This is a genomic window from Pararhodobacter sp., assembly GCF_034676545.1.
In the GTDB taxonomy this organism is placed as follows: Bacteria; Pseudomonadota; Alphaproteobacteria; order Rhodobacterales; family Rhodobacteraceae; genus Pararhodobacter.
In genome coordinates this window covers 3,591,326-3,604,826 of record NZ_JAUCBZ010000015.1, presented here as the reverse complement: position 1 = coordinate 3,604,826, position 13,501 = coordinate 3,591,326, and the positions used below count along the sequence as shown (strand labels likewise).

Sequence of the window (13,501 nt, the reverse complement as noted above, 5' to 3'; positions counted from 1 at the left end):
AAGATGATGTCAGGGGCTGGTATTCAGCGTGACCAATAGGGCGAGGGCGCGGTTGAGGGGGGCAGGCAGGCCGAGCGCGTCGGCGCGGCGGGTGATCTCGCCGTTGAGATGGTCGATTTCGGTGGGTTTTCCGGCGATGAGGTCTTGCGCGGTTGACGACAATTGGCCGGGCATCGTGTGCGTGATGGTCAGGACCTGATCGAGGATATCGCGGGGCAGGGTGATGCCGCTGGCCTGGGCCACGGCGGTGCATTCCTGGACGATTGCGGTGAAGGTGGCGGTGGCGTCCGGGTGGGCGCGGATCGTGGCATAGGGTTGGCGGGTCAGGGCGGAAAGGGCGTTGAGGGCGCAGTTGATGGTGAGTTTGGTCCAGAGGGCCGTTTCGACGTCGGGTGAGACCTCGGTCGGGATTTGCGCGGCGTTGAGGCGTTTGGCGGTGGCCGCGGCGCCGGGGCCGTCGCCGAGCAAGAGCTTGCCGCCGCCGCGGTGGATGACCTGGCCGGGGGTGGGCATGCTGACGGCGACATAGACCACGGCGGGCAGGGTGGGGCGGGGCAGCTCTTCGGCCAGGATCGCGGCGTTCGAGATGCCGTTTTGCAGGCTGACAACCGTGGCATTGGCGGCAAGGTGCGGGGCAATCGCGCGGGCGGCGGTGCGGGTGTTGCGGGATTTCACCGCGAGGAACACCAGATCGCACCCGGCGACGGCTGCGGGGTCTGTGGTGGCGCGGACGGATGTCGTTTCAACCGCGCCGTCCTTTTCCAGGCGCAACCCGTGAGTCGCGACCGCCTGTTCCAGCGCGGGGCGGCCGATCAGGGTGACCTGCTCGCCCGCCCGCGCCAGCATTGCGCCATGATAGCAGCCGACGGCGCCCGCTCCCATGATCGCGATGCGTTGTGACGTCATTCGGTGCCGTGCACGTAATCCGACATCGGCGGGCAGACGCAGGACAGGTTGCGGTCGCCCCAGACGTTGTCGACGCGGCCCACGGGTGGCCAGTATTTGTCGACGCGGAAGGAACCGGGCGGGAAGCAGCCCTGTTCGCGGCCATAGGCGCGATCCCAATCGGCGACGAGGTCTTCGACGGTGTGCGGAGCGTGGCGCAGGGGGCTGTCCTCGGCGGTGATCTCGCCCGCTTCGACGGCCTTGATTTCCTCGCGGATCGCCAGAAGGGCAGTGATGAAGCGGTCGATTTCCGCCTTGGTTTCGGATTCCGTCGGTTCGACCATCAGCGTACCAGCCACCGGGAAGCTCATGGTGGGCGCGTGGAAGCCGCAGTCCATCAGGCGTTTGGCGATGTCATCGACGGTGACGCCGAACTCGGCGAAGGGGCGGGTGTCGAGGATGCACTCATGCGCCACGCGGCCCCGGTTGCCGATGAACAGCACCGGATAGGCCCCACGCAGACGGGCGGCGATGTAGTTGGCGTTGAGGATCGCCACGCGGGTCGCCTGGGTCAGGCCGGGGCCGCCCATCATCAGGCAATAGGCCCAGGAAATCAGCAGAATCGAGGCCGAGCCATAGGGGGCGGCGCTGACCGGGCCGGTTTGGCCGCCGGTTTCCGGGTGGCCGGGCAGGAATGGTGCCAGATGCGCGCCCACACCGATTGGCCCCATGCCGGGGCCGCCGCCGCCATGCGGAATGGCGAAGGTCTTGTGCAGGTTCAGGTGGCTGACGTCACCGCCGATTTCGCCGGGTTTCACCAGCCCGACCATGGCGTTCATGTTCGCGCCGTCGATATAGACCTGACCGCCGAACTCATGGGTGATCTTGCAGACCTCGCGCACGGCCTCCTCGAACACGCCGTGGGTCGAGGGGTAGGTGATCATGCAGGCCGCCAGACGGTCGCCCGCCTTGGTGGCCTTGTCGCGGAAATCCTCGACATCGACGTCGCCATTGGGGGCGGATTTGACCGCCACCACTTTCATGCCGGCCATTTGCGCCGAGGCCGGGTTGGTGCCATGCGCCGACATCGGGATGAGGCAGATGTCGCGCTCTGTGTCGCCGCGTGACTCGTGATAGGCCTTGATCGTCAACAGCCCCGCGTATTCGCCCTGCGCGCCCGAGTTGGGCTGCATCGACATCGCGGCATAGCCGGTGATTTCGCACAGCTTGGCGCTGAGGTCCTCGAGCATCTCGGCATAACCCGCCGCCTGATCGGGCGGGCAGAACGGGTGCAGGCTGGCGAATTTGGGGAACGAGATGGGCATCATCTCGGCCGCGGCGTTCAGCTTCATGGTGCAGGAGCCCAGCGGGATCATCGCCCGGTCCAGCGCCAGATCGCGGTCCGAGAGGCGGCGCATGTAGCGCATCATCTCGGATTCGGCGCGGTTCATGTGGAAGATCGGGTGCGTCATGTAGTCGGACTTGCGCAGCAGCGTGGCGGGGAAGCCCAGATGCGTGCGATGCGGCGGGACACCATTGATGCCGAAGGCGATCAGCACGCGTTGCAAGACGGCCTCGTCGGCGGTTTCATCCAGGGAGATGCCAACGTGGCGGGTGCCGATCTTGCGAAAGTTCAGCCCCTCGTGGCGGGCGGCGGCGAGGATGCCCGCTTGCCCCACGCCAACCTCGACGGTGATCGTGTCAAAGAAGGCGTCTGGTTCCACACGGGCACCGGCGGCCTTGAGCGCGCGCGACAGGCGTTCGGCCATCGAATGCACGCGCTCGGCAATGGCGCGCAGCCCCTCGGGGCCGTGGAATACCGCGTACATCGAGGCCATGACGGCCAGCAGCGCCTGTGCGGTGCAGACGTTCGAGGTGGCTTTCTCGCGGCGGATATGTTGCTCGCGGGTTTGCAGCGCCAAGCGGTAGGCCTTGTTGCCGCGTGAGTCGATCGACACACCGACGATGCGACCGGGCATCTGGCGTTTATGCGCATCGGCGCAGGACATGAAGGCGGCGTGCGGGCCGCCATAGCCCATCGGCACGCCAAAGCGTTGCGACGAGCCGACGGCGATATCCGCCCCCATCGCGCCCGGCTCCTTGAGCATGCACAGCGCCAGCAGGTCGGTGGCCATGATGGCGATGGCCTTGGCATCCTGCAGGGCGGTGATGGTGTCAGTGAAATCCTGCACATGGCCATAGGTGCCGGGGTACTGGAAAATCGCGCCGAAAACCTTGGTCGGGTCCAGATCGGCGGGTTTGCCGACGATGACCTCGATATCCAAGGGCGCGGCGCGGGTCTGCATCACCGCGATGTTCTGCGGGTGGCAGTTCTCGTCGATGAAGAACCCCTTGGCCTTGGATTTGGCAACGCGCTGGGCCATCGCCATCGCCTCGGCGCAGGCGGTGGATTCGTCGAGCAGGGAGGCGTTGGCAAAGGGCAATCCGGTCAGGTCGGCGACCATGGTCTGATAGTTCAGCAACGCCTCGAGCCGCCCCTGCGCGATTTCGGGCTGATAGGGGGTATACGCGGTGTACCACGCCGGATTCTCAAGGATATTGCGCTGGATCGCGGGCGGGGTGATGGTGCCGTAGTAGCCTTGACCGATCAGCGAGGTCATCACGGTGTTCTTGTCGGCCACCTTGCGCATTTTCGCCAGCAACGCGCCCTCGGAGAGCGGCGCCCACAGCAGCGGCTTTTCCTGCCGGATGGAGGCGGGCACGGTCTCGTCGATCAGCGCCTCGAGGGTGGGGACGCCCACAACCTGCAACATCTCGGCCATTTCAGACGGTGAGGGGCCGATGTGGCGGCGGTTGGCAAAGTCGTAGGGGTTATAGTCGGTGGGCGAATAGGTCATGATGGCTCCGGCACAACGAGGGAGGGGGCGCAGCAGGGGGGAGGGGGTGCCCGGCGCGGGCACCCGGGACATCAGCTGATGAAATCCTTGTATTCGTCTTCAGTCATGAACTCATCGAGGGCGGCCATGTCGTCGATCTTGAGTTTGAAGAACCACGCGTCGCCCTCGGGGTCTTCGTTGACCAGGCTGGGGTTGGCGGTCAGGGCGTCGTTCACTTCGACGATTTCACCCTCGAGCGGGGCCAGAATGTCCGAGGCTGCCTTGACGGATTCAATGACGCAAACCTCGTCGCCACGGGCGGCCTGGGTTTCCAGCTCGGGCAGTTCGACGAACACAACATCGCCCAGTTGCTCGGCGGCGTGTTCGGTGATGCCGACGACGATCAGATCGCCATCAACCCGCAGCCATTCGTGGTCTTCGGTGTATTTCATGTCAGAGCCTCATTTACGATAAGTGGAAGGACGGAACGGCAGAGCGACAATGCGTGCGGGCAGGCGTTTGCCGCGTACATCACCAAAAACGATTGTATCCACGGTGGCAAGATCGCGGGGCACATAGCCCATCGAAATTGGTGTGCCGACGGTCGGGCCAAAGCCGCCCGAGGTGATGGCGCCAATCGGGTCGGTGGCCTCGGCCGAGGCGAAAATCTGGGTGCCCTCGCGCATTGGGGCGCGGGTTTCCGGCCGCAGGCCAACCCGCGTGCGGGCGGCACCGTTGGTCAGTTCCGCCAGGATGCGATCTGCGCCGGGAAAGCCGCCTTCGCGCGCGCCACCTGTGCGGCGCACCTTCTGGATCGCCCAGTTCAGAGCGGCCTCGATGGGTGTGGTTTGTGCATCAATATCATGGCCATAGAGGCATAGGCCGGATTCCAGCCGCAGCGAATCGCGGGCGCCAAGGCCGATGGGCGCGACTTCGTCCATCGCCAGCAGGGCGCGGCAAAAGGCTTCGGCGCGGGCCTCGGGCAGGGAAATCTCGAACCCGTCCTCGCCGGTATAGCCCGAGCGCGAAATCCACAGCGCAGCGCCATCCCAATCCAGCGTCGCGACATCCATGAACCGCATATCCACAACACCCGGCACCAGACGCGCCAGCGCGGTCTCGGCCTCGGGGCCTTGCAGCGCGATCAGGGCGCGGTCGGTGATGGGCTCAACGCCGGGCAAATGGGCTTGCAGATGGGCGATATCGGCAGTCTTGCAGCCCGCGTTGACCACCAGATACAGGTGATCGCCGCGGTTGGCGACCATCAGGTCGTCCATGATGCCGCCTGCGTCATTGGTGAACATCGCATAGCGCTGCCGCCCCTCGGCCAGGCCCTGAATATCGACCGGAACCAGAGCCTCAAGCGCTGCCGCCGCACCTTCGCCGTGCAGCAACACCTGCCCCATATGTGAGACGTCAAACAACCCGGCCTTGGTGCGGGTGTGCTGGTGCTCGGCCATCACGCCCATCGGGTATTGCACCGGCATCTCGTACCCGGCGAAGGGCACGAGCTTGGCCCCCAGTTCGACATGCAGATCGTAAAGTGGGGTTCGGAGCAGGTCAGTCATTAGGGCAGTCCCCGTGTTGTTTGGCCGGACAACCGGCACCAAAGACAGGCGCGGATGCGCCGTTGGTGCCCCCTCTGTCTGTACCCAACCGGGCGCCTGAGATCGTTATCCCTTCGGCGGGTGCGGTGCACCACTCTCCAGAGTTCCACTGTGAACGCGGTCCTTTTGCCTGAGAGTTTACCGGGGCGGTTGCTCCTTCGGCACTGCAACGTGCGGGGCACGCTGCAGATTCTCCCGTGTTCACATCAATTTGGATAGCAGCCCGAGGGCGGGGCTGGCAAGGGGGTGTGGAGGCTTGTGCAAGGCGTGCAGTTTGGGCAAGTTCAAGCGGCTGAGGTGCGCAGAGGCTGAGCATGACGGACCCTTTTTTCTTTGGCTACGGTTCCTTGGTGAACCGCGACACGCATGACTATGACTATGCCTTTCGCGCCCGGTTGAAAGGCTGGCGGCGCGCGTGGCGGCATACCCGGGGGCGTGCAGTGCCGTTTCTGACAGGCGTGCCCTGCGCCAAGTCGGAAATCGACGGGCTGGTGGCCTTGGTGCCCGGCGCCAATTGGGCGGCGTTGGATTTGCGCGAAGAAGGGTACGGCCGGCACCTGATCGGCGACGGGTTGGCGCATGAGGCAAACCATCCGATCAGCGCGCAGATCTATGCCGTGCCGCCGGCCAGCATGGTCTACCCGGAACAACGCGCGCCCATTCTGTTGAGCTATCTGGACGTGGTGATCCAGGGCTATTTGCGCGAATTCGGCGAGGCGGGCGCGCTGGCATTTTTCAACACGACCGACGGTTGGGAAACCCCGGTGCGTGACGACCGCGCCGCGCCGATCTATCCGCGCCACCAACGCCTCAGCGCCAGCGAGCGCGGCTTTGTGGATGACCAATTGCGCGCGCTGGGCGTGGTGCCGAAACGCGGGTAAGGCCAGCATGCCGCAGCGCGCGCAACTGTTTTCCGAGACTTGCGCCGTTTTGCGCGACCCATGGGCCATGGTCAGCCCGACGGCGCAGGGCGTCTTGTGGGATGGTGTGTTCCGGCAGTGATCCGCGCGCCCGCGTTGTCGGACCATTGCCCCTTGCAGCTGGCACTGGAACCGCGCTTCAGGGGGCATGAAAAAGGCCGGGCACACGACGGCCCGGCCTTTTCAATTTTTCAGGTGATCACTTATTCGATCGACAGCGCCACAAAGCGCGGATCGCCGCCAGAACGCACCATCAGCAAGAGCGTACGACGCCCGGCCTCGCGCGCCGCATCCAGACGGGCCTGCAAATCAGCGACGGTGCTCACGGGTTCCTGTCCGGCTTCGGTGATCACATCGCCCGCGCGCAGACCTTTGGATTCGGCATCCGACCCGGGCTCGACACCGCGCACCAGCACGCCCGTCAGGCCGGGTTCCAGCCCCATATCCGTGCGCATCTGATCCGTCAATTCGATCACTTCCAGCCCCAGAATCTGCTCTGGCGTTGCCGGTGCGGCTCCTTGACTGGACGAGCTTGCAAGCTGATCATCGTCGCGCAGCCCCAAGGTGACAAACAGCGTTTCCTCGGCACCATCGCGGAACACGACAACCTCGACCTGACGGCCAACGCCCGCATCCGCGACGCGGCGCACCAGATCGCGTGTATCCGCCACATTGCCGCCGTCAAAGCTGGTGATCACGTCGCCCGACTGCATTCCGGCATCGCGCGACGGGCCTTCCATGACTTCCGTCACCAAGGCACCCTTGGCCTCGGGCAGGGTCAGCGAGTCGGCGACATCGGCGGTCACATCCTGAATGCGCACGCCCAACCAGCCGCGACGCGTTTCGCCATACTCGCGCAGTTGGAAGACGACGCGCTCCACGACATGCGACGACATGGCAAAGCCGATACCGATCGAGCCGCCGTTGGGCGACAGGATCGCCGTGTTCACACCAACCACTTCGCCATCCATGTTGAACAGCGGCCCACCCGAGTTGCCCCGGTTGATCGCCGCGTCGGTCTGGATGAAATCGTCATAATTGCCCTGCAACGCGCGACCGCGGGCCGAAATGATGCCCGCCGACACCGAGAAGCCCTGACCCAGCGGGTTGCCGACGGCCAGAACCCAGTCGCCAACACGGGCAACTTCGCTATCGCCAAACGGCACATAGATCATATCCGTTGGTGCTTCGACTTTCAGCAGAGCGATGTCGGTTGCCGGGTCGGTGCCGACCAGTACGGCGTCATAGCGTTCGCCGGTGAACAGCTCGACCTCGATCTCATCCGCGCCCTCGATGACGTGGTTGTTGGTGACGATATAGCCATCCGCCGAGATCACGAAGCCCGATCCCAGCGCCTGACTTTGCCGCGGGCGCGGTTGGCGCTGGCCGTCACGATTGAAGAAATCGTTGAAGAAATCCTCGAAGGGCGCGCCATCGGGCAGGCGCGGCTGGTTGGGATCAAGCTGTGCGGTAACTGTGGTCGAGGTGGTGATATTGACCACCGCCGGGCTGACCCGCTCGGCGAGATCGGCAAAGCTGACAGGCCGATCCTGTGCGTTCAGTGGCATGGCCATCGCGAGGATCAGTAGCAGCATGCCGACGACTGAAAGCCAACGCAGAGCCAGCCTGGTTGGGGCAGGGAGTGCAGCAACACGCGCCCTCGAGGCGCCCCGTTGATGATGCGTCATGGTTGTTTTCCTTGATCAAACCCAAATACCCAAGCGCGGCCGTTCTCGGATTCTGCGCTGAATGTAGGAGCATTCTCAGGCAGTGCAAACAGAGAAACACACCCTCAAGCGAAGGTGAACGTGTGTGAGGGATCGTGACCTGAAGACACCTGGCCACGCGCGCCACCGTTTGGTTGATCGTTGTCGGGGTCGCGCCACATGAGTAAAGGTGGTCAATCAAGGGTAATCCGTATCGAACCCCTCTGGCGTGCAAATTGCGCGCTACGGCCCTTTTGCGGGGTGCATTCTGGCACGCCCGCCTACTTTGCGAGACCAAGTCGGGCGCCGACGAGGCGCGTTGGATTCGCGTCCCGTGATTTGCGCGCCCAACCTTGTGCCGATGCCGGGCACAGTCCCAAACACCGGAGGGCGGTATCGACAGTGCGTTGGATCCAAGGGTCAATAAAAAATCACGCTTTGCCTCTTGTGTCCCCCAACGGTTCCCTTGTATTGCCGCAAGTGGAGACGTGGCCGAGTGGTCGAAGGCACGCCCCTGCTAAGGGCGCAGACGGGAAACCGTCTCGAGGGTTCGAATCCCTTCGTCTCCGCCACTTGACCTGTAATCCACTGGTCATAAACGGTTTTTCCGAGAGCGTTACTGGCAAATCCGGCCCCTGCTACAGACACCTGTTACAGTGGGAGCGCCAAGAATGGGCATTGCTCCGCATCTCGTACTTCGAGGCACGACTGACCTGCCACTGAACTTTCATCCAGCCGGAACCAGAGTCCTCTGGGTTGATACGCCGATTGGCGCGCGTTGAGCAATCGACATCCGCGCGGAGCTTACATGTGGCGCAGCGCGGGTGTCGGTTGCGGTGGTGATGCGTTCGGCGAATGCGTTGGGCGTCTGGTAGCCAAGTGCCGAATGCGGACGTGTTTCGTTGAAGTCAGCAGCCCATGCCCGGATCACGGCACGGGCATGGGCCATGCTCCGGAACATGGTCTCATTCAAAAGCTCATCGCGCATGCGACCGTTGAAACTCTCGACGAAACCGTTCTGCATGGGCTTACCCGGCGCGATGTAATGCCATTCGATCTTGCGTTCCGTGGCAAAGGTTAAGATCGCGTTGCTGGTCAGTTCGGTCCCATTGTCACTGACAATCATGTCCGGCTTGCCGCGCCGCTCGATCAGGGCCGTTAACTCCCGCGCGACACGCCGCCCAGAGATCGAGGTGTCTGGAATGGCCGCCAGGCATTCCCGTGTCACATCGTCCATGACGTTGAGAATACGAAACCGCCGACCACAGGCGAGTTGGTCATCGACGAAATCCAGCGACCACCTTGCGTTTGGGCGGGCCTCAACCAGGATCGGGGCACGGGTTCCCACGGCCTTGCGTCTGGCGCGGCGTCTGCGCACGGTGAGCCCTTCTTCTCGATACAGCCGATAGATGCGGTTGATGCCTGACGGCTCGCCACGCGGCGCAGCAGCACGAATAGCCGTCGATAACCAAACCGGCGGCGTTCATTGGCCAGATCCCGCAGCCGCTTGCGCAGTTCGGTCTCGGGCGGTCGAATGGACTGGTAGCGGATCGATGTCATCGTCGTCTATAAGGTGGACCGGTTGACGCGGTCTCTGACCGATTTCGCGCGGATGGTCGATGTGTTTGACGGATCAGGCGTGTCGTTTGTGTCGGTCACGCAAGCGTTCAACACAACCTCGTCCACGGGGCGCCTCACCCTGAATGTGCTGTTGTCCTTCGCACAGTTTGAGCGCGAGGTGACCGCCGAGCGGATCCGCGACAAGATTGCAGCTTCCAAGTGCAAAGGCATGTGGATGGGCGGCGCCGTGCCCTTTAGCTATGATGTAGTGGACAAGGCGCCGGTGGTGAACCCTGGCGAAGCCGCCTCAGTCCAGAAGATCTTTGCCGTGTATCTGGCGGTTGGGTCCGTGCGTAAGCTTCCAGAAACATTGGCCGAATCAGGAATCGTCAGCAAGCGACGGACGGATCGGCATGGGCGCATCACTGGAGGAGACCCATTCTCGCGCGGTGCGCTCAACAACATCCTGCGCAATGCGACCTACATCGGCAAGGTCCGCCATAAGGAGGACCTGCACGAGGGGCTCCATGATGCGATCATCGACGACGCCACATGGCAAAGGGTTCAAGCGCAACTGGCGGATCATGGTGGCAAAAGGATCAGTACGAACCGCCGGCCTACCAAGCGCCTGTTGGATGGTATCTTGTTTGATTCCAAGGCCCGCGCGATGCGCACGACCTACGCCAGCAAATCCGTGCTTCAGGGCGGAGCGACCAGGCTCACGCGATACTGGTATTACACATCGACCGTGCAGGGCTCGGAGGAAAATTCCGCGATTGAGCGGTTGCCAGCGGACGAGATTGAGCGTGTGATTGTCATGGGCCTCAAAGAGCATTTGCACAACACCCGTTGGCTGTCAGATCATCTGAAGCGCCACGCCATTGATTCAGCCCTAGCCGCCGATATCTTGCGAGCAGCCAGTATAGATCAGTTTGACCCGGACGGATCTGAGGTCGTGTCGCGAAGGTGGTGGAAATATGAAGGTGGCGCACTCTCCGGGTGACTTGAACTCACCCAACCGGCGGCAGCAACCGCCAGGGAGATCACGCCATGAAGAACAATATTGATACTGCTGCGCTTTCGCTACTGGCCAATGAAGCGGGCTACTATCTGATCGAGGATCGTCTGCGAGACAATATTCGTGCCACGATCGAGGCGGTTTTCGAAGAGGAACTGGACGCGTTTTTGGGGCGCTGCCGCTATGACCGCAGCACGGGCAAACGCACAGGCTACCGGCACGGTCACCGAGAGCGTCAGTTGATCGGCACGTTTGGGGCAGAGACGATAAGCGTTCTGCGCGCCCGCAGCGTCGATGAGGTCGGCAAGACTACGGAATGGCGATCAAAGGCGCTGCCGCGCTACCAGCGGCTGACCAATAAGGCTGAGGCCCTCATTGCCTCGGTCTATCTGGCCCGGACCAACCCGCGGCGGGTGAAGCGGGCGCTGTATGGGCTGTTCGAAGGGGCGGTCAGCAAGGACGTGGTCAGCCGCGCATGGCGCAAGGTAAAGGTCGACTGGGACGTCTGGGCGGCGCGCGACTTGGCCAATGAGGACATCGTCCGGCTCATTCTGGACGGCACAGTCATCAAGACCCGATTGGATCGAAAGGCGACGAATATCTCGGTGCTGGCGGCCATAGGCGTGCACTGAGACGGACAGAAGGTGTTGCTTTCCATCATGAATATGGGCGGTGAGAGCAAAGCTGCATGGGGCATGTTCCTCGGTGATCTCGATGCGCGCGGTCTAAAAAAACCGGAATTTGTCATCGTCGATGGCGCGCCCGGCCTGGAGGCAGCCCTCGTCGCACTCTGGGGCGCGGAACGCTGAAGCAGCTGCATGCCGATCTGGTGGTGCTTGGCTTTGATGGGTCTTACGGTCGGGTCGCGGCTTTTGCGCGTGACTGGCGGGCAGATCGGCAGCGAGAGCAGCAGGCAACAGGGCGCGGCATCTTCGTGCCGCTGTCGTTTCGTCCGGGCGAGGCATTCCAGTTTGACTGGAGCGAGGATTTTGCCGTTTTGGGCGGCGAGCGCGTCAAGCTACAAGTCGCCCATATCAAGCTGTCGTATAGCCGGGCCTTTCTGGTTCGGGCGTATCTGCTGCAAACGCACGAGATGCTGTTCGACGCTCACTGGCACGGGTTCCGGGTCTTCGGCGGCGTTCCAGGGCGTGGAATTTACGACAATATGCGCACCGCTGTTGACCGCGTCGGTCGTGGGAAGGAGCGGCAGGTCAACATGCGCTTCCTCGCAATGGCCAACCATTACGTGTTCGAGCCAGCGTTCTGCAATCCTGCCGCCGGCTGGGAGAAGGGGCAGATCGAGAAGAATGTGCAGGATGCCAGGCACCGTCTGTGGCAACCCATGCCGGACTTCCCCGATCTCGCGGCCCTGAATGATTGGCTGGAACAGCGCTGTGTGGCGTTGTGGAATGAGATTCCTCATGCAGCACTGCCGGGGAATGTTGCTGACGTCTGGGCCGCAGAACACCCCGTGCTGATGCCATTGCCGCCCGCCTTCGATGGCTTTGTCGAGCATAGCAAACGGGTGTCCCCGACCTGCCTAATCAGCTTCGAGCGCAACCGCTACAGTGTTCCAGCGTCGTTTGCGAACCGGCCTGTGAGCTTGCGGGTTTATCCAGAGCGTTTGGTGGTCGCTGCCGAGGGTCAGATCCTGTGCGAGCATGTGCGGGTGATTGAGCGCAGCCACCAACTCCCGCCACGCACGATTTACGATTGGCGCCATTATCTGGCCGTCCTTCAGCGTAAGCCGGGTGCGCTCAGGAACGGCGCGCCCTTCGTGGAATTCCCTCCGGCCTTCAAGCGGCTGCAAGACCTTATGTTGCGCAAGCCTGGCGGTGACAGAGAGATGGTTGATATCTTGGCGCTGGTTCTGCATCACGACGAACAGGCCGTGCTCGTCGCCGTGGAAATGGCCTTGGCTGAGGGCGTGGCAACCAAAACTCACGTTCTGAACCTTCTGCACCGTCTTATTGACGGAAAGACGATTGGTGGGCCGGACATCGAAACACCACAGGCACTGGCTTTGCGCAGTGAGCCAAAGGCGAATGTCGAACGCTATGACGGCCTGCGGGCCCGGACCGCCGGAGGCCGCCATGCGTCATGATCCCGCCAGCGGTGCCATCATCATCATGCTGCGCAGTTTGAAGATGCATGGCATGGCCCAAGCCGTCACCGACCTCATGGAACAAGGCGCACCAGCCTTTGATGCTGCGGTGCCGATGCTCGCTCAATTGCTGAAGGCCGAAGTGGCCGAGCGGGAGGTCCGGTCCATTGCCTATCACATGAAGGCCGCTCGCTTCCCGGCTTACAAGGATCTGACCGCCTTCGACTTCGCGGCCAGTGAGATCAATGAGGCCACGGTGCGCCAACTTCATCGGGGCGAGTTCATGGACGGTGCCCAGAACGTTGTGCTGATCGGGGGCCCTGGGACTGGCAAAACGCATGTCGCGACAGCCCTTGGCGTGCAGGCTGTCGAGCATCACCGCCGCAAGGTTCGCTTCTTCTCGACCATCGAGCTCGTCAATACGCTCGAACAGGAGAAGGCCAAAGGCAAAGCCGGACAGCTTGCCGAAAGCCTCGTCCGCCTGGATCTCGTGATCCTCGACGAGCTCGGCTACCTGCCGTTCAGTGCATCAGGCGGTGCGCTGCTCTTCCATCTGCTCAGCAAACTTTACGAACGCACCAGCGTCGTCATCACCACAAACCTGAGCTTCAGCGAATGGGCCACCGTCTTCGGCGATCCCAAGATGACGACCGCACTCCTCGACCGCCTGACCCATCGTTGCCACATCCTCGAGACCGGCAACGACAGCTTCCGCTTCAAAACCAGTGCAGCCACCGCGGCGCAGAAAAAGAGGGAGGACAATCACGTATTGACCAAAGCCTGAAACCCGAAACATAACCTAGAGGTGGCTCACTTCTCGATGGAAAACCCGGCTCACTTCCGCGTGGAAATCTACACATCGAA

General features: G+C 62.7%; 8 protein-coding genes, 1 tRNA gene, 3 pseudogenes and 1 riboswitch. Of the genes and pseudogenes, 6 read left to right on the top strand and 6 right to left on the bottom strand.

Annotated features, from left to right (window positions below; translation table 11 throughout):
• Positions 1-9 precede the first annotated feature (9 nt).
• From VDQ28_RS21115 to gcvT, 4 genes are all read right to left on the bottom strand, one after another.
• Positions 10-906: a 2-dehydropantoate 2-reductase gene (locus VDQ28_RS21115; protein WP_323037804.1), complete on the bottom strand. Its 897-nt coding sequence runs from the start codon at positions 904-906 to the stop codon at positions 10-12.
• Complete coding sequence (gene gcvP, locus VDQ28_RS21110; RefSeq protein WP_323037803.1) at positions 903-3,743, bottom strand: aminomethyl-transferring glycine dehydrogenase; 2,841 nt, start codon at positions 3,741-3,743, stop codon at positions 903-905. The genes VDQ28_RS21115 and gcvP overlap by 4 nt, the downstream gene beginning before the upstream one ends.
• Before the next feature lie 71 nt (positions 3,744-3,814).
• Entirely contained in the window at positions 3,815-4,174 is a 360-nt protein-coding gene (gene gcvH / locus VDQ28_RS21105; RefSeq protein ID WP_323037802.1) for a glycine cleavage system protein GcvH, read from the bottom strand.
• A gap of 9 nt (positions 4,175-4,183) precedes the next feature.
• Positions 4,184-5,290 carry a glycine cleavage system aminomethyltransferase GcvT gene (gcvT, locus tag VDQ28_RS21100; RefSeq protein ID WP_323037801.1) on the bottom strand — a complete coding sequence of 369 codons (1,107 nt, stop codon included), beginning with the start codon at positions 5,288-5,290 and terminating at the stop codon, positions 4,184-4,186.
• A gap of 147 nt (positions 5,291-5,437) precedes the next feature.
• A riboswitch (glycine riboswitch) is annotated at positions 5,438-5,537 on the bottom strand.
• A gap of 106 nt (positions 5,538-5,643) precedes the next feature.
• Between gcvT and VDQ28_RS21095 the strand changes: the two genes are divergently transcribed.
• Positions 5,644-6,210, top strand: a complete 567-nt coding sequence (locus VDQ28_RS21095) for a gamma-glutamylcyclotransferase family protein (protein ID WP_323037800.1) — start codon at positions 5,644-5,646, stop codon at positions 6,208-6,210.
• 242 nt (positions 6,211-6,452) lie between these two features.
• On the opposite strand, the gene VDQ28_RS21090 is transcribed toward VDQ28_RS21095, so the two are convergent.
• A complete protein-coding gene (locus VDQ28_RS21090) occupies positions 6,453-7,937 on the bottom strand; it encodes a Do family serine endopeptidase (RefSeq protein WP_416349412.1) in 1,485 nt (494 codons plus the stop codon).
• A 500-nt stretch (positions 7,938-8,437) separates the two neighbouring features.
• Here VDQ28_RS21090 and VDQ28_RS21085 point away from each other — a divergent pair.
• Positions 8,438-8,527, top strand: a tRNA-Ser gene (locus VDQ28_RS21085).
• A 155-nt stretch (positions 8,528-8,682) separates the two neighbouring features.
• Here VDQ28_RS21085 and VDQ28_RS21080 read toward each other — a convergent pair.
• Positions 8,683-9,506, bottom strand: a pseudogene (locus VDQ28_RS21080) (IS3 family transposase); the annotation flags it as partial.
• A gap of 22 nt (positions 9,507-9,528) precedes the next feature.
• Here VDQ28_RS21080 and VDQ28_RS21075 point away from each other — a divergent pair.
• From VDQ28_RS21075 to istB, 4 genes and pseudogenes are all read left to right on the top strand, one after another.
• A complete protein-coding gene (locus VDQ28_RS21075; RefSeq protein WP_323037798.1) occupies positions 9,529-10,518 on the top strand; it encodes a recombinase family protein in 990 nt (329 codons plus the stop codon).
• 47 nt (positions 10,519-10,565) lie between these two features.
• Positions 10,566-11,336, top strand: a pseudogene (locus VDQ28_RS21070) (transposase); the annotation flags it as partial.
• Positions 11,330-12,637 (top strand): annotated as a pseudogene (istA, locus tag VDQ28_RS21065) (IS21 family transposase); the annotation flags it as partial. The pseudogenes VDQ28_RS21070 and istA, both read left to right, overlap by 7 nt.
• A complete protein-coding gene (gene istB / locus VDQ28_RS21060; protein ID WP_323034836.1) occupies positions 12,627-13,421 on the top strand; it encodes an IS21-like element helper ATPase IstB in 795 nt (264 codons plus the stop codon). The pseudogene istA and the gene istB, both read left to right, overlap by 11 nt.
• Positions 13,422-13,501: the final 80 nt, after the last annotated feature.

Bases quoted from the DNA above. Each gene is read 5' to 3' on its own strand.
- VDQ28_RS21115 (WP_323037804.1), bottom strand. From the start codon at position 906: ATGACGTCACAACGCATCGCGATCATGGGAGCGGGCGCCGTCGGCTGC.
- gcvP (WP_323037803.1), bottom strand. From the start codon at position 3,743: ATGACCTATTCGCCCACCGACTATAACCCCTACGACTTTGCCAACCGC.
- gcvH (WP_323037802.1), bottom strand. From the start codon at position 4,174: ATGAAATACACCGAAGACCACGAATGGCTGCGGGTTGATGGCGATCTG.
- gcvT (WP_323037801.1), bottom strand. From the start codon at position 5,290: ATGACTGACCTGCTCCGAACCCCACTTTACGATCTGCATGTCGAACTG.
- VDQ28_RS21095 (WP_323037800.1), top strand. From the start codon at position 5,644: ATGACGGACCCTTTTTTCTTTGGCTACGGTTCCTTGGTGAACCGCGAC.
- VDQ28_RS21090 (WP_416349412.1), bottom strand. From the start codon at position 7,937: ATGACGCATCATCAACGGGGCGCCTCGAGGGCGCGTGTTGCTGCACTC.
- istB (WP_323034836.1), top strand. From the start codon at position 12,627: ATGCGTCATGATCCCGCCAGCGGTGCCATCATCATCATGCTGCGCAGT.